This is a genomic window from uncultured Desulfovibrio sp., assembly GCF_902477725.1.
Classification (GTDB): Bacteria; Desulfobacterota; Desulfovibrionia; order Desulfovibrionales; family Desulfovibrionaceae; genus Desulfovibrio.
Genome location: NZ_CABSIF010000023.1, coordinates 13,719 through 29,036, shown reverse-complemented (window position 1 = coordinate 29,036; position 15,318 = coordinate 13,719). Strand labels below are relative to the sequence as shown.

The following is a 15,318-nucleotide window of genomic DNA, read 5'->3' as shown; positions in this document are numbered from 1 at the left end:
AAAAGTGGAGCGGGAGACGGGATTTGAACCCGCGACTTCAACCTTGGCAAGGTTGCACTCTACCACTGAGTTACTCCCGCTCAGCGAGAAAACGTTCTACGCGGACTTGGCTGAGGTGTCAAGCATTGCTGGACTTTTTTTCGCCGCTTTTTAGACAAAATTGTTAATATACTGAAATAACAATTAAAAATGTCAGGGTCATTGCTGTGCACTGTCTTTGTCAAAAGGGGCCATCCGCATTGCCGATGGCCCCCAAGTGTGCCGCACATGCCGTTTTACAGCGCGCATGCAGCCAATATTTCTCGCCTGGCCGGTAGCCTAATCCTTGCGGTTGTCCACAATGCGCTTGGCCTTGCCCTCGGAGCGCTCAATGGAGCGGGGTTCCATCAGGCGTACCTTGGCGGAGACGCCCAGGTATTCCTTGATGGTCTTTTGCAGGCGGCCTTCAAGCATTTGCAGCTTGCGGATTTCATCGGCAAAGAGGTTCTCGTTCATCTCAACGCGCACTTCGAGGGTGTCGAGGTTGTGCACGCGGTCCACGATGATCTGGTAGTTGGGGGAAAGCCCCTCGCTTTCCATCAGGATGCCCTCAATCTGCTGCGGGAACACGTTGACGCCGCGGATAATGAGCATGTCGTCGCTGCGGCCCTGGAGGCGCGAAATGCGCACGTGGGTGCGGCCGCACCGGCAGGGGGTGTAATCAAGGCTGGTGAGGTCGCGCGTGCGGTAGCGCAACATGGGGATGCCTTCCTTGGTCAGCGTGGTCAGCACCAGTTCACCCACTTCGCCGGGGGGGAGCTGGTCGCCCGTAACGGGGTCAATGATTTCGGGCAGGATGTGGTCTTCCCACAAATGCATGCCGCACTTGGCTTCCTCGCATTCCATGGCAACGCCGGGCCCCATGATTTCGGACAGGCCGTAAATGTTCATGGCGCTGATGTCCATTTTATCCTCAATGTCGCGGCGCATGGCTTCAGACCACGGCTCGGCACCGAAAACGCCCACGCGCAGGGGCAGATCGCGAAAATTAACGCCTACTTCCATGGACGCTTCCCACAGATGCAGACCATAGGACGGCGTGGCGCAGAGCACTGTTGCGCCAAAATCGCGCAGCAAACCGGCCTGACGCCGGGTCGCGCCGCCAGAAGCGGGCACAACGGTTGCGCCAAGGCGCTCCGCGCCATAGTGCGCGCCCAGCCCGCCGGTAAAGAGGCCGTAACCATAGGCCACATGCACCACGTCCGAGCGCACCACGCCTGCGGCTGCCAAACTGCGGGCCATCAGTTCCGCCCAGGTTTCGAGGTCGCGCTGGGTATAGCCCACCACAACAGATTTGCCCGTGGTGCCGCTGGAGGCGTGCAGACGTACGATGTGATCCTTGGGAACCGCAAAAAGGCCATAAGGATAGTGGTTGCGCAGATCCTGCTTTTCCGTAAAGGGCAGCAGTTTAAGATCCGCCAGCGACTTGATGTCGGCAGGGGTAATGCCCGCCTCGTCAAAACGTTTGCGATAAAAGGGCACGTTGGCGTAGACGCGGTTGCACAAATCACGCAGGCGGCGCAGTTGCAGCGCCTCCATTTCTTCGCGTGGCAGAGTTTCCTGTTTGATGTTGAAAAGCACGGCCCTCTCCTTCTGCGGCTGGCGTTTGGCGGCGCAAAAGCGCGACGCTGATCCCTAAAAAGCTTCGTTTGGGTATGCCGCAATGCGCTGGCGCGGTCAATACGGATTGGCGCGATTTCGCGCTCGTTTCAGCGCGTTGGCGGCTTGCTGCGCCATTGCTCTTGCCCCGTCTTTACGTTATGTGCAGGGTATGGAAAACAACACTTCTTCTTCACCTGCAGGGGGCACTGCCCCCAAGCGTTATTCGGATGTCCCCCTGGAAGAAAAGCTGGCGGACGTGGTCACGTGGCTTGAAGAGCACAAGGCCGCGCGCGTGGTCAGCATAGATATGGCCGGGCAGGGCGGTTTTGCCGAGGCTCTGGTCATTGCCAGCGCCGGTTCGGTGCGTCACGCCCAGAGCCTCGCCGATGGCGTGGGCGAACTTTGCCGCCAGCGCAATTTTGAATATCTGCGCATGGAAGGCTACACCGCCGGTCAGTGGATTCTGGTGGACATGAACGACATTGTCGTCAACGTTTTTCTGGAGCCGGTGCGCGAGCTTTACGGCCTTGAAGCCCTGTGGGGCAAGGCTGCATCACTGGCCGAAGCCCGAAGCGGGGAATAATCATGACGCCCACGCTTTTGCTGATTCTTGATGGCTGGGGGATTGCCGAGCCGGGGCCCGGCAACGCGCCCTATATTGCAGCTACACCCAATATGGATGCGCTCCTTGTGAGCTGCCCGCATTCCCAGCTGGTAGCCTCCGGGCGCGATGTGGGGCTGCCGCGCGGCTACATGGGCAATTCCGAGGTGGGGCATCTGAACATCGGCGCAGGCCGCGTGGTGTATCAGGACATGACCCGCATCGATGTGGCGCTGGAAGACGGCAGCTTTGCCGCCAATCCAGTACTCAACGAGCTGCTTGAATCAATTCGCAAGAGCGGCGGCAAGCTGCATCTGGCGGGGCTGCTTTCTGATGGCGGTGTACACAGCCACATGCATCATCTTGAAGCCCTGTGCGGCATTGCCCATAAGGCAGGGGTGCCTGTGCGCATCCACTGCCTCATGGACGGGCGCGACCGCGACCCGCACAGCGGCGTGGATTTTATGCGCGCGCTGCAAAAGAGCATTGAAGGGCAGCCCAAGACGCGCATCGCCAGTATGGTGGGCCGTTTTTTTGCTATGGATCGCGACAAGCACTGGGAGCGCCTTGAGGAAGCATGGGAAGTTATCGTTCACGGTACCCCTGCAACAACGCTTGCGCCCGTTGCGGCCATTGAAGCCTCTTACGCGGCTGGCATCACGGACGAATTCATCAAGCCCCTGTGCTTTGCTGCGGGCGATGATGCAGGCATGGCCGATGGCGATGGCCTGTTCCTGTTCAACTTCCGTGCAGACCGCATGCGCCAGTTTACCCAGGCGTTTATTCAGCCTGAGTTTGACGGCTTTGACCGTGGCCGCGTTCCGGTTCTGGCCGGGATTGCTTCCATGACCGCCTATGAATCAAGCTTCAATATCCCCGTGGCCTTTCCCAAGGAGGCCGTGAGCATGGGGCTTGGCGAAGTGGTTTCCCGGCAAGGGCTGAAGCAGCTGCGCCTGGCGGAAACGGAAAAATACGCGCACGTCACCTACTTTTTCAATGGCGGACTTGAAGAGCCTTTTGCTGGTGAGGATCGCATCCTTGTGCCGTCCCCCCGCGAGGTGAAAACCTACGACCAAAAGCCTTCCATGAGCGCCGTTGAAGTGACGGACAAATTTGTGGAAGCCTGGAATTCCGGCGCGTACGATCTTGTGGTCTGCAATCTCGCCAATGGCGACATGGTGGGTCATACGGGCATTCTCCAGGCTGCGGTCAACGCCTGCGAAGTGGTTGACGCCTGCCTGGGGCGCATGGTTGCCGCTGTGGAGGCCCGCAAGGGCCGCATGATTGTCATTGCCGACCACGGCAACTGCGAAAAAATGCTCACGCCCGATGGCCAGCCCCACACGGCCCACACCACCAATCCCGTTCCCTGCATTCTGCTGGAACCAGATGGAAAGGTGCGCGCCCTGGCGGACGGCAGGCTGGCCGATGTGGCCACCACCATTCTTGGCCTTTGGGGAATGCAGCCTTCTGAACTGATGACCGGGCGCAATCTGGCCGCGCCCCAAAATGCAGGGGAGGCCAACCGTGGCTGAGCGCAAGCGACCCGTCCAGCCTGTTGCGCCAGACGGAATGGAAATTCTGTTTTTTTATCAGTGCCCCAACTGCGGCAAGCACGTGCCCCAAGCAAGCCCTACGGAACCGCGCATGGTGCGTTGCCCTGGTTGCTCCCAGTCCTTCCCCATCATTCCGGTTGACGAGCACAGCCTGCACTATGTGCGCATTATGCTGGCAGAGGGCAAGGCTGCCGCTGATCCTGATTTTCTGTAAGTCGAATAGGTAAGTTCTGATTTTTGGGTGAGCCCGTGGCCCGCCCCTGTTCATGATGCCGCAGCAATGCTGGCTTTGAACAGGGGCGGGCTTTTGTGTGCGCACGCGACTCCTTTAAAGAGGGGGGAACTTCTTGCCCAGCAAAAAAATTGAACGCGTATTCGGGGTAAGCCCCTGCAGACAACTTTGGGGAAGAATGCAGAGCAATGGCTCCCGGCGTAGCAACGCCAGTGGTTTTAGATCGGCAGGATGAGAGCCTTGGCATTGCCTGCATGTCATTTGGGCGTCATATTTCTGCCATTGTGACAGTCTGGTAAAAATTTTTTGACGAAAACGGTTGCCTTCATACATGATTCTAGATATGTTTTCCCAGCCTGTGTTGGAGCAGGCTTGTGTCAACCCTGTGGGAAAAACTAGAGAGGAAGGGATTTATGAAACGCATCTGTACGCTTATCCTGGCCGCCGGCCTGGTGTTCGGCGCGGCCACCGGTGCCAGCGCCATTGATTTCAAGGCTAAGGGCCAGTGGCTCATGGGCTTTAGCGCTGGCGACAACAGCCTGACCAGCAAGACCCGTGAAAACAGCAACAAGACCAAGGGCGACAATGGCGACGGCTTTGTTGCCCAGCAGCGCGTGCGCTTGCAGTTGGACGCCGTGGCTTCTGAAGCCCTGTCCGGCACCGTGTACTTTGAAATTGGCACCCAGACCTGGGGTCAGAGCGCCTCTGGCGGCTCCCTCGGCGCTGACGGCAACAATCAGGTTAAAGTGAAGAACGCCTACATCGACTGGGCCATCCCCCAGACCGATGCCAAGGTGCGCATGGGTATCCAGGGTCTTGCCCTGCCCAACACCGTTGCTGGTGGCTCCGCTATTCTTGATACCGACGTGGCCGCTGTTGTCGCTTCGTACAAGTTCAATGAAAACGTCAGCATGACCGCTTTCTGGGCGCGCCCCTTCAATGATAACTTCTCTGGCAAGGATGCCCGTTACCACGGCACCAACCATGTGAACTATCTTGACAACATGGATCTGTTCGGCGTGACTGCCCCCCTGACCTTTGATGGCGTGAACGTGACCCCCTGGATCATGTACGGCATGCTGGGCAAGAATACCCTGACCAACTACGACGCCGACAAGAACGAATACAATCAGGTTGCCAACAACAATGACGGCAACCCGCCCATGACCCTGATGCCCGCCCCCATGGGTTCGTCCATCACCGGTAACGATTTCGTGCGCCTCGGCGGCACCAGCAAGTCTTACGGTTCCATGTTCTGGGCCGGTCTGCCCCTGGCTGTGACCGTGTTCGATCCCCTGAACATCGAGCTGGACATCAACTATGGCTATGTTGAAGGCATGGGCCGTTACGATGTGCAGAAGGGCCAGAGCAACGAATGGGTGCGCGGCAGCTCCCAGCGTCAGGGCTGGCTGGCCAAGGCCCTTGTTGAATACAAGATGGATTGGGCCACCCCCGGTCTGTTCGGCTGGTACGCTTCCGGCGACGACAGCAGCGTGAAGAACGGTTCCGAGCGCATGCCTTCCCTGGTGCCCACCGGCAACTTCACCTCCTACATGGGCGACGGCAACATGGGCTGGCTGCGTCAGGACTACGGCGTTGATTACGCCGGTACCTGGGGCATCGGCACCCAGCTGAAGGACATGAGCTTCCTGGAAGACCTGAAGCACACCTTCCGTGTGGCCTACTGGGGCGGCACCAACAGCACCAGCATGGTCAAGTACATGAAGACCGCCTACTCCTGGTCCGATGGTCTTGGCGCCAACACCGTGCCTTACCTGACCACCAACGACGGTCTTGTAGAATTCAACCTCGTGAACTCCTACAAGATCTACCAGAACCTGGAAATGAACCTGGAACTGGACTACATGGTCAACTGCATGGACAACAGCACCTGGAAGAAGGCTCAGACCCCCAGCTCGTTCAGCAAGCAGGACATGTACCAGGCCAAAGTGGTCTTCGCGTACAGCTTCTAATCCAAGAGCAACCGTCTGCGGACGGCTTGATACGCATTCAAAGGGAGGCCTTCGGGCCTCCCTTTTTGCGTCTGTGCCAAGGCAGTTCTTTGAGCGTTGGTTCAGACCTGCCTGTAAACACTGCCTACAGCAGATCAAGCCGTGGATCGCAGCAGGCTGATGCCCAAACACATGCGCCTTTTCATAAGGCTGACAACCTCTCAGCTGTCTCAACAGCGGATAGAATGAACCCCGCCCGCCAGAAATGCAGCCATGCAGTAGCTTGCCCTTGCTTTTAGCCCGAATGGCAAGGCCAACACGACCAGAGCCCGCTTGCGCGGGCTCTGACAGAGAGGAGGGAAGGAGAGGGTATTGGAGTCTGAAGGCGGAGGGTGTGAGAATTAGTAACGTTTCTGCAATCTGTCGCGCAGGATGATGGCAAGCAGGTTCATGCCCAGCACCAGCAAGAGCAGCACAAGGCCGGTGCCGTATTGCAGCGGGCGGGTCTTGTCGATTTCCGTACCTGCCGTGGCAAGAACATACATATGGTAGGGAAGCGCCATGACCGGGCTGAATATGGAATCCGGCCCCTTGGGCATATAGAATACCGAGGCCGTAAACATGATGGCGGCGGTTTCGCCCGCGGCGCGCGCCACACCCAGAATGGCCCCAGTCAGCATGCCGGGCAGGGCACTTGGCAAAATAACGCGGGCAATGGTCTGCGATTTGGTTGCGCCCAGAGCCAGCGAGGCCTCGCGGTACGTGTCCGGCACGTTGCGCAGGGCTTCCTCGGCTGTGCCGATAATGACTGGCAGTGTCAGAACCGCAAGGGTAAGCACGCCAGAAAGAATACTTACGCCAAATCCGCAAAAGGTAACAAAAAATGAAAGCCCGAACAGGCCAAAAACCACAGAAGGCACACCCGCGAGGTTGTTGACCCCCAGACGCACAAAGCGGGCAAAGGCGTTGCGCTTGGCGTATTCATTGAGGTACACGGCGGAGGCCACGCCCAGAGGAAACGCCAGCAAGAGGGAACCTAGCGACAGAATTGCCGTGCCGACGATGCAAGGGAATATGCCGCCCTGGGTCATCATCTGTCGGGGGGCCTCGGTCAGGAACGACCAGCTTAAGGCAGGCAAGCCGTTTTGCAGCAAAAAAGCGCATACGGCCAGCAGTGCCAGCACGTTGCAGGCGGCAATCGCGCGCAACAGCCAGAACATGAAGGTCTGGTACTGCCCGCGGCCCTTGCCGCTGGCAAATTGCAGGCGCGCACCTTCTTCGCGCGGCGGTTCGTCCGCATCGTGGTGTTTGAGGTCTGCTTCCAGAGGGCGCGGTGTGAGCTTGATGCTCGGCCCGGCGGAAGGAACAGGGGTAAGGCGGCTGGTGGCTGACATGGATTTTTCCTCGTTCTGAACTGGCGTCATACTGTGCAACCTTGCAACACTGTGCGTTTACAGGCTGGAGGTTCCCACCTGACGGTGCTTTTCGGCAATATAACCGGCGGCCAGGTTGAAGCTCAGCGTCAGGAAAAAGAGTACAATGCCAATAGCAAACAGCGCGTGGTAGTGTTCGCTGCGGAAGGCGGCCTCCGCCATTTCAGCGGCAATGCTGGCAGGCATGGGCCGCACCGGGTCAAGCAGCGAGGTGGGGATGATGCCTGCCCCGCCAGCAACCATCAGCACCACCATGGTTTCACCGATGGCGCGCGACATGCCAAGCATCACAGCCGTGCCTATGCCCGAAAGAGCGGCAGGAATAACCACTCGCACTGTTGTCTGCCAACGGGTCGCGCCCAGTGCCAGCGATGCCTCGCGCAGGTCGCGTGGCACGCCGAAGAGTGCGTCTTCAGACACGGAGCAGATGGTCGGCACGCTCATGAGCGCCAGTACCAGCGAGGCATTGAGCAGATTCAGCCCTGTGGCGGCATCCAGATAATCCTGCAAGAAGGGCGCAAGCACCACCATGCCCAGAAAGCCCAGCACAACCGAGGGCAATGCCGCCAGCAGCTCCACAAAGGGCTTGATGACGCGCCGTACGTTGGGGTGGGCGATTTCCGTCAGGTAAACCGCCGTCAGCACCCCCATGGGCACCGCCAGCAGGGACGAAAGTACCGTCACCGCCAGTGAGGCCACCAGCAGGGGAAATATGCCGAACAATCCCGGTTCCTCAGTCGGATACCAGAGGTTGCCGAACAGAAAATTGAGGAAGGGGTATTCGCTGAAAAGCGGCAGGCCTTCCATGAAGAGAAAAATGACAATACCAGCCAGAGCCAGCAGCGAGCTGCCTGCCATGGTGGTAAGGGTGACGCGCACCGCTTTTTCCTTGATGTCTCTGGAGCGCATTGCGCTTTCTCCCCGGCGGGTGCGGGAGGCTCATGCCGTCCCGCTCCGCCGATGCTGTGGGTGTAACGCGGGTAGTAGTCTACCTACTTGCCCAGGGGCACATAACCCACTTCAAGCACGTTCTTCTGGCCCTTGCCGGGATCCAGCAGGTAATCAACAAAAGCCTTGGCACCGCCAGCAGGCGCGCCGTTGGTGAAGACAAAAAGTTCGCGGGCGATGGGCCACTGCTTGGAAAGGGCAGTCTGGGCGGTGGCGGTCACATCATTGACCTTGAGGCCCTTGGTGGACTTGTCGAGGTAACCCAGGCCAACATAGCCGAGGGCGTTCTTGTTCTTGGAAACGGCCTGCACCACAGCGCCGTTGGAGGCCTGCATGAGAGCGGCGGGGTTAACGCGCTCTTCCTTCATGATAAGTTCCTGCCAGCATTCAAAGGTACCGGAGGACGTATCGCGCGAGATAACAACGATCTTGCCGTCCTGGCCGCCAAGTTCCTTCCAGTTGGTGATCTTGCCGGCGTAGATGTCGCGCAGCTGGGCAGAGGTAAGGGCGGCAACCGGGTTGGCGGGGTTGACCACAGGCACGATGGCGTCAATAGCAACAACAACGCGGTTGGGGGTCACGCCGTTTTTCTTGGCGGCTTCAACTTCCTTTTCCTTGATGTCGCGCGAGCTCATGGCGATGTCGCACTGCTTTTCAATGAGTGCCTTGATGCCGTTGCCGGAACCGCCGCCGGAAATGCTCAGTTCCACATCGGGGTGGGAGGCCATGAAGGCTTCGCCAGCTTTCTGAACCACAGGAAGAACAGTGGTGGAACCGTTGATGATGACCTGTTGGGCAGCCATGGCAGGAGCGCTGAGGCTCAGAACAGCGAGGGCGGTGACGAGCAGTTTTCCGATAGACATGGATTTTCTCCTTGGTTTCTAATGTTGGTGCCAGGGCGTTTCCCGGTACGTTTCTCTTTTTGCCCGCCTCTGTTACAAAAATATGACGAAACGCAGAAGACTGCGTGAAACTGCAATATATACAATTAACATGCTGAAATATTGCAACTTATTTAAAATGTTTTTCGTCACGCAATTGTAACATGCCCTCCATCAGTTTGGCGCACAAAGCCGCTGTACTCTGTTTGCGTCATAGAGGTGAAACATATGAGCCAGCAAATACTGATAGTTGAAGACGAAGCCGATATTCGTGAACTTTTGCGTTTCAATCTTGAGCGCGAGGGATTCACTGTGCATGAAGCAGCCGATGGCACGCAGGGCCTGGCCCTTGCCCGGCAGCATACCCCCGACCTGGTGCTTCTTGATGTGATGCTACCGGGTGTGGATGGATTTGAAGTATGCCGCCGTCTTGGCGCGCAGGCTGAAACCTCCCACATCCCGGTGCTCATGCTCACCGCACGTGGTGAAGAAGTGGACCGGGTTGTGGGGCTGAGTCTTGGTGCCGATGATTATGTGGTCAAACCCTTCAGCGTCCGCGAGTTGATGCTGCGGGTCAAGGCCGTGCTGCGGCGCGGTGGGCGCAAGGTTGAAAGCCCTGTGCTTGAGCGCCACGGCATACGCCTGCGCACCGAGGCGCATTCCGCCGAAGTGGAAGGGGAATTGCTGAACCTCACGGCCACGGAATTCCGCCTGCTTGAAGACTTGCTGCGGCATGCCGGGTCAGTCCGCACCCGGGAGCAGCTTCTCAACAACGTATGGGGTTATTCCTTTGAAGGCTACGCCCGTACCGTAGATACCCATGTGCGCAGGCTGCGCGCCAAGCTGGGCGAGGCGGCTCCCATGCTGGAGACTGTGCGCGGCGTTGGCTACCGCATCAAGGAATAAGGGCCCAGCAGCGGGAGCAGGGCGGTGCGCCAACGGTGGCGGAGCGTCTGGCTGATGGTAGACAGCGTTATCGTTTGACCGTTTTGAGGCTGCACATTTTCAAAATGTAATTGCCCACGACAGCATGTTACGAGCGAGAAAAACCATGCTTTCTTTCAGAACACGAATTTTTTGCAGCGTGCTTGCCGCAGCGCTCATTGCTTCGGGAATTGCCGTTTATTACGGCAGAGCTTCCTTTGAGCAGAGTCAGGTTGACGCGGCGCGCGAAAGGTTGTTGCGCGAAACTACGCTTTCTGCTGCTATTCTTGGCAAGGCAGGGGCGAATCCTGAAGGCCTGCGCGAACTGGCAGCCATATTGCAAATGCCTCAGGAACGGCTTTCGCTCCTTGACAACAGCGGCAACGTGCTGGCCGACACAGCGCCGGGCGCGCAGCCGGTTTCCAAGCTCGACAACCATGCGGACAGGCCGGAGGTACGGGCTGCCATGCAGGGCGGGCAGGGGTATTCCGTGCGTTCGAGCGGAACGTTGGGTACGGATATGGCGTATGCCTCGGTGCGTGTAAATGACGCGCGGTTGCTGCGCATTGCCTTGCCGCTGAACAATCTGAAACAGGAAATTGAAAGCCGCGTGGCCGTATTCACCAGAATCGGCATTGTGACGTTGGTGCTCTCGTTGATTCTTGCGGGGCTGCTCTCAGGTGCATTGCGCAATTCGCTTTCACAGATGGTCTCTGTGGTGGAAGCCATTTCACTGGGGAATTTTCAGCGGCGTTTGCGGCGCATTCCCGGCAGGGAATTTGCTCCGCTGGCTGAAGCTGTAAACCGCATGGCTGAAAATATTGAAGATCATGTGCGCACTGCTGCTGAGCAGACAGCCCAGCTTGAAAGCATACTGGAAACCATGAGCGACGGCGTGCTGGTGTTGGGCCCGCATGGGCGCATCCGCCGCTGTAACCGCGCATTGGCGCGTGAATTTCCTGCTGCGGCGTCGGCCTTGGGCGCGCAGGTGGTAGAAGTTATTCCATCCCCGCAGTTGCAGGCCGCTGTGGATGCGGCCATGGCCGCCTGCCCAATGCCAGGTTCTATGTCCGGCTCTGCGCCCAGCTCTGGGGCAGCCCCGGCAGACGCAGCACAAAGCAGCGTGCCGCCTTCTGCGGAACACGAGGGCGCTGCCGCAGGTGAAGAGCCAACGCTCAATCGCGAGCAGCGGTATCTGCAACTTGAGCTTTCGTCCGGGCAGGTCATGTCGGTATGCATTTCCCGCCCCTGCGGTCTTGAGCATCTGGGCCAGACAGGCGTGGGTGCGGTGGCGGTATTCCACGATATTACAGAGCTTATGCGGCTGGAACGCGTGCGCCGCGATTTTGTGGCCAACGTGTCGCATGAGCTGCGCACCCCGCTGACGGCCATCCAGGGCTATGCGGAAACCCTCGTCAGTCTGGATGCCTCGCCCGAATGCCGTCGCTTTGGCGAAATCATTCTGAAGCACGGGGTTTGCCTCAGCCGCATGGTGGACGATCTGCTCACCCTTGCACGGCTGGAGGGCAAAACAGGCAGCCTGGAACTCAGCCCCACGGATCCTCGCGATGCAGTATCGCAAGCCGCGGGCATGTGCCGCGAAGTGCTTGAGCGCCGCAAGTGTTCGGTGGTTGTGGATATCCCCGAAGACTGCCGCGTGATGGCAAGCCAGCCGCATCTGGCGCAGGTGTTCAGAAACCTTATTGAAAACGCAGGACGTTACGCGCCGGAAGGCGGCGATGTTCGCATCAGCGCGCGCGTGAGCGGCCCTGATGTAGTTTTTCGTGTGGTGGATGACGGCCCCGGTATTCCCAAGGCCGATCTGGAGCGCATTTTTGAACGTTTTTATCAGGTGGAGCGGCACAGGGGGCAGGCAACTACCGGTCTTGGGCTGGCCATCTGCAAGCACATTGTTGAACGGCACGGTGGCCGCATCCGGGCGGAAAGCCCGGCGCAGGACGGCAGCACGGCCCTTGTTTTCACCCTATCTTCCGTTTACGGAGCGGCACTTTCATGAACGAGCATCTGCTGGCACGCAACGTCAGTGTATACTACGGGCAAAACAAGGCCCTGCACGAAGTAAGCCTGAATTTTGAGCCGCGCAGGGTCACGGCCCTGATTGGCCCGTCGGGCTGTGGCAAATCAACCTTTCTGCGTTGTCTTAACCGCATGAACGACCTTGTTCCCGGCGCGCGCGTAGAAGGCGAAATCCTTCTGGATGGTCAGGACGTGAACCGTCCCGATACGGATGTGGTTTCGCTACGCTGCCGTGTGGGCATGGTGTTTCAAAAGCCCAATCCCTTTCCCAAAACCATTTACGAAAACGTGGCCTACGGCCTGCGCGTCAATGGCCTGCGGGACGAAAGCCTGATTGCCGAAAAAGTGGAACTTTCCCTGCGCCGGGCCGCCATTTTTGAAGAAGTCAAAGACCGCCTGCAAAGCCCGGCGCTTGGGCTTTCCGGGGGGCAGCAGCAGCGTCTGTGCATCGCCCGCGCCCTGGCTGTGGAGCCGGAGGTGCTGCTCATGGACGAACCCGCCAGCGCCCTCGATCCCATTGCCACGCAAAAGATTGAAGAAAGCATCCGCGAACTGCGCGAATCGCTTTCCATCATCATTGTTACGCACAACATGCAACAGGCTGCCCGCGTTTCTGACTACACGGCATTTTTTTACATGGGCAGGCTCATTGAACACAACGCCACGGATGTCATGTTCACCAGACCGGCCAAGAAGCAGACGGAAGATTATATTACAGGCCGTTTTGGCTAACCGCCTGCTTTCGCAGCCGTCAGGACGTCATGTTCAAGCGCTGCCAGCGCGCGCAGAGAGCGCAGGGCAGTTCACATTCAAGCGTAATTGTTCCGGGAGAACGATCATGCAGCAACAGGCCAATTATTTGCAACAACTGCTCGTATCACTGCGCACCAGGCTGCTGGTCATGTGCGCCAGCGTGGGCATCGCCCTGGAAGACGCCGGCAAGGCCATGGCGGCTGGTGATCCGGGCCGCGCGGCTTCAGTCATTGAAAACGATGCCGCCATTGACGCTCTGGAAAATGAAATTGACGAGATGGCCCTGCAACTGCTTGCCCGCACGCAGCCCGTTGCCGGGGATCTGCGTTTTGTGGTCAGCGCCCTGCGTATGGTGGTTGACCTTGAGCGCATTGGCGACGAGGCCGTGAGCATGGCCGAACAGGCCATTTTGATGCAGGACAAGCCCGGCTTTGGGGTGATCCCCCATGTGCGCGAGATGTACTACAAGGCCAGCGAGGCTTTTGACCGCGCCGTGCGTGTGTTCCGTGAGAACAATGCGCAAGACGCCCTGCATATGCTGCGCGGTGATGAAGAAGCCGTGCAAAGCGAAGTGCGCATCATCCAGCAGATCATGGAAAGCCTTTCTGACCCTGATTCCTCGCTGGATCCCTATCAGGCCATGCACATCATACTTGTGACCCGCTCGCTCACGCGCGTGTGGCGGCGCTCCATCAACATTGCGGAGCAGGTCTACTTTATCAGTCAGGGCGAAAGCGTGAAGCACAAGAGTGAAGAACGTGGCGAAGGGGCGCGCACTGGCGGTGCTGTCCAGCCAGCCGGTATGGCTGACTCCGTGCCCGGCGTCTCGTCGGTTTCCGCCATGCATGCGGATGCCTCTGAAGTGCCCGACGATGCGGCAGACGATACCGCTGATCCTGAAGACCGCGCCTGATATCAGATTATTATTGCAGGCTGAACGCAAAAGCCCCCGAACCAGCGAGGTTCGGGGGCTTTGTCATATCTGCTGCAGCAAGGCTAGATGAGGTTCTGCTGGCGCAGCACTTCAATGAGCTTTTGCTTGGTGCCTTCGGCCATGGGGCAGAGGGGCAGGCGGATTTCCGCTTCCATGCGGCCCATGAGCGCAAGTGCCGTTTTGGCCGGAATGGGGTTGCTCTCAAAGAACAGGGCATCGTGCAGGGGGAAGAGCGCATGATGGATGCGCGCTGCTTCCTTGAGGTCGCCCTTGTTGAAGGCATTGCACATGGCAGCCACGCGGCCAGGCACAAGATTGGAGGTAACGGAGATGATACCCTTGCCGCCAAGCGCCATGAGGGGCAGAGCGGTAAAGTCGTCGCCGGAGAGGACGCTGAAGTTCTCGGGGCAGCTTTCAAGCACGCGGCTGCCCTGAACCAGGTCGCCGGTGGCTTCCTTGACGCCCACAATGTTGGGGAAGTCGTGCGCCATACGGGCCAGAGTGGCGGGCAGCAGATTGCAACCAGTGCGTCCCGGCACATTGTAGGGCACCAAGGGCATGTCCACAGCCTGGGCAATGGCCTTGAAGTGCTGGTACAGGCCTTCCTGAGTGGGCTTGTTGTAATAGGGGGTGATGAGCAGCGCGCCGTCGGCACCGGCCTTTTGCGCAAACTTGGTCAGGCGGATGGCTTCCATGGTATTGTTGGAACCCGCGCCCGCCAGAACCGGAACACGCCCCTTGACCTGATCTATGCATATTTCAATGACCCTTTCGTGTTCCTCATGGGTCAGGGTGGCGGATTCGCCCGTGGTGCCGCAGGGAACCAGACCGTGAATGCCTTCGCTGATCTGGTGTTCAATAAATGCGCGGTATGCTTCTTCGTCCAGAGCGTTGTTTCTGAACGGGGTTACAAGCGCGGTCAATGCACCTGAAAATTGCATTACAGACTCCTGTGTGTCAGCGCGCTGCAAAAAGCGAACAAAAGCCCGCGCGAAGGTTTGACCCTCGCAGGCAGGCGGCCCCGCACGGGCCTCAGGTTCGGCAACGCGTTACAGCCTTACTGATTGATAAATTCTTTCAATTCCTTGCCCGCCCGGAAAAAGGGCAGACGTTTCGATTCAACAACGACGCTTTCGCCGGTTTTAGGATTGCGGCCGGCGTAGCCTTCGTACTCCTTGATTTTGAAGCTGCCGAAGCCGCGTATTTCAATACGCTCTCCGGAAAGCAGAGATTTTTTCATTGCGTCAAAGAAGGTGTTGACCACCAACGACGCGTCGTCCAGAGGGATGTTGGTTTCGTCGGCCAGTGCCTTGATAAGCTCGCTCTTGTTCATCATGCCTCCGTGACCGCGTTACAAGTTTGCCCGACAGGCGACAACGTCGGACATTTATTAGTAATTCAACCCTATACCTTTTTCCAGACAAGG

General features: G+C 58.4%; 14 protein-coding genes and 1 tRNA gene. 8 read left to right on the top strand and 7 right to left on the bottom strand.

Annotation, left to right across the window (positions count from 1 at the left end):
* Nucleotides 1-5: 5 nt before the first annotated feature.
* Nucleotides 6-80, bottom strand: a tRNA-Gly gene (locus RDK48_RS14785).
* 238 nt (nt 81-318) lie between these two features.
* Nucleotides 319-1,620 carry a phenylacetate--CoA ligase family protein gene (locus RDK48_RS14780; RefSeq protein ID WP_291445419.1) on the bottom strand — a complete coding sequence of 434 codons (1,302 nt, stop codon included), beginning with the start codon at nt 1,618-1,620 and terminating at the stop codon, nt 319-321.
* A 190-nt stretch (nt 1,621-1,810) separates the two neighbouring features.
* Here RDK48_RS14780 and rsfS point away from each other — a divergent pair, with 190 nt between their 5' ends.
* The 4 genes from rsfS to RDK48_RS14760 all read left to right on the top strand — a co-directional run bounded on the left by rsfS (nt 1,811) and on the right by RDK48_RS14760 (nt 6,003).
* Nucleotides 1,811-2,224 (top strand): ribosome silencing factor, encoded by a 414-nt coding sequence (gene rsfS, locus RDK48_RS14775; protein ID WP_298993614.1) that lies wholly within the window; start codon nt 1,811-1,813, stop codon nt 2,222-2,224.
* Nucleotides 2,221-3,777 carry a 2,3-bisphosphoglycerate-independent phosphoglycerate mutase gene (gene gpmI / locus RDK48_RS14770; RefSeq protein ID WP_298993655.1) on the top strand — a complete coding sequence of 519 codons (1,557 nt, stop codon included), beginning with the start codon at nt 2,221-2,223 and terminating at the stop codon, nt 3,775-3,777. The genes rsfS and gpmI overlap by 4 nt, the downstream gene beginning before the upstream one ends.
* Nucleotides 3,770-4,012, top strand: a complete 243-nt coding sequence (locus RDK48_RS14765; RefSeq protein ID WP_022659449.1) for a hypothetical protein — start codon at nt 3,770-3,772, stop codon at nt 4,010-4,012. Before gpmI ends, RDK48_RS14765 begins: the two co-directional genes overlap by 8 nt.
* Before the next feature lie 431 nt (nt 4,013-4,443).
* Nucleotides 4,444-6,003: an outer membrane homotrimeric porin gene (locus RDK48_RS14760; RefSeq protein WP_298993617.1), complete on the top strand. Its 1,560-nt coding sequence runs from the start codon at nt 4,444-4,446 to the stop codon at nt 6,001-6,003.
* 380 nt (nt 6,004-6,383) lie between these two features.
* On the opposite strand, the gene pstA is transcribed toward RDK48_RS14760, so the two are convergent.
* From pstA to RDK48_RS14745, 3 genes are all read right to left on the bottom strand, one after another.
* Nucleotides 6,384-7,202 (bottom strand): phosphate ABC transporter permease PstA, encoded by an 819-nt coding sequence (gene pstA / locus RDK48_RS14755; protein WP_298993657.1) that lies wholly within the window; start codon nt 7,200-7,202, stop codon nt 6,384-6,386.
* 231 nt (nt 7,203-7,433) lie between these two features.
* Nucleotides 7,434-8,324, bottom strand: a complete 891-nt coding sequence (gene pstC, locus RDK48_RS14750) for a phosphate ABC transporter permease subunit PstC (protein ID WP_022659453.1) — start codon at nt 8,322-8,324, stop codon at nt 7,434-7,436.
* 83 nt (nt 8,325-8,407) lie between these two features.
* Nucleotides 8,408-9,226 (bottom strand): PstS family phosphate ABC transporter substrate-binding protein, encoded by an 819-nt coding sequence (locus tag RDK48_RS14745; RefSeq protein WP_298993621.1) that lies wholly within the window; start codon nt 9,224-9,226, stop codon nt 8,408-8,410.
* A gap of 246 nt (nt 9,227-9,472) precedes the next feature.
* On the opposite strand from RDK48_RS14745, the gene RDK48_RS14740 reads away from it, so the two are divergent.
* The 4 genes from RDK48_RS14740 to phoU all read left to right on the top strand — a co-directional run bounded on the left by RDK48_RS14740 (nt 9,473) and on the right by phoU (nt 13,871).
* Complete coding sequence (locus RDK48_RS14740) at nt 9,473-10,150, top strand: response regulator (RefSeq protein ID WP_022659455.1); 678 nt, start codon at nt 9,473-9,475, stop codon at nt 10,148-10,150.
* 145 nt (nt 10,151-10,295) lie between these two features.
* Nucleotides 10,296-12,185, top strand: coding sequence for an ATP-binding protein (locus RDK48_RS14735; protein WP_298993624.1), 1,890 nt, complete (start codon nt 10,296-10,298; stop codon nt 12,183-12,185).
* The gene (gene pstB, locus RDK48_RS14730; protein WP_022659457.1) at nt 12,182-12,937 is read left to right on the top strand and encodes a phosphate ABC transporter ATP-binding protein PstB; all 756 of its coding nucleotides are present in this window, start codon (nt 12,182-12,184) and stop codon (nt 12,935-12,937) included. Before RDK48_RS14735 ends, pstB begins: the two co-directional genes overlap by 4 nt.
* A gap of 106 nt (nt 12,938-13,043) precedes the next feature.
* Nucleotides 13,044-13,871, top strand: coding sequence for a phosphate signaling complex protein PhoU (phoU, locus tag RDK48_RS14725; protein ID WP_298993626.1), 828 nt, complete (start codon nt 13,044-13,046; stop codon nt 13,869-13,871).
* Nucleotides 13,872-13,954: 83 nt separating this feature from the next.
* On the opposite strand, the gene dapA is transcribed toward phoU, so the two are convergent.
* Nucleotides 13,955-14,833, bottom strand: coding sequence for a 4-hydroxy-tetrahydrodipicolinate synthase (gene dapA, locus RDK48_RS14720; protein WP_298993629.1), 879 nt, complete (start codon nt 14,831-14,833; stop codon nt 13,955-13,957).
* 116 nt (nt 14,834-14,949) lie between these two features.
* Entirely contained in the window at nt 14,950-15,225 is a 276-nt protein-coding gene (locus RDK48_RS14715) for an HU family DNA-binding protein (protein WP_022659461.1), read from the bottom strand.
* Nucleotides 15,226-15,318 lie beyond the last annotated feature (93 nt).

Coding starts and splice junctions, on each gene's coding strand:
- RDK48_RS14735 (WP_298993624.1), top strand. CDS start 10,296: ATGCTTTCTTTCAGAACACGAATTTTTTGCAGCGTGCTTGCCGCAGCG.
- dapA (WP_298993629.1), bottom strand. CDS start 14,833: ATGCAATTTTCAGGTGCATTGACCGCGCTTGTAACCCCGTTCAGAAAC.
- pstA (WP_298993657.1), bottom strand. CDS start 7,202: ATGTTCTGGCTGTTGCGCGCGATTGCCGCCTGCAACGTGCTGGCACTG.
- RDK48_RS14745 (WP_298993621.1), bottom strand. CDS start 9,226: ATGTCTATCGGAAAACTGCTCGTCACCGCCCTCGCTGTTCTGAGCCTC.
- rsfS (WP_298993614.1), top strand. CDS start 1,811: ATGGAAAACAACACTTCTTCTTCACCTGCAGGGGGCACTGCCCCCAAG.
- RDK48_RS14760 (WP_298993617.1), top strand. CDS start 4,444: ATGAAACGCATCTGTACGCTTATCCTGGCCGCCGGCCTGGTGTTCGGC.
- RDK48_RS14715 (WP_022659461.1), bottom strand. CDS start 15,225: ATGAACAAGAGCGAGCTTATCAAGGCACTGGCCGACGAAACCAACATC.
- pstC (WP_022659453.1), bottom strand. CDS start 8,324: ATGCGCTCCAGAGACATCAAGGAAAAAGCGGTGCGCGTCACCCTTACC.
- RDK48_RS14740 (WP_022659455.1), top strand. CDS start 9,473: ATGAGCCAGCAAATACTGATAGTTGAAGACGAAGCCGATATTCGTGAA.
- pstB (WP_022659457.1), top strand. CDS start 12,182: ATGAACGAGCATCTGCTGGCACGCAACGTCAGTGTATACTACGGGCAA.
- phoU (WP_298993626.1), top strand. CDS start 13,044: ATGCAGCAACAGGCCAATTATTTGCAACAACTGCTCGTATCACTGCGC.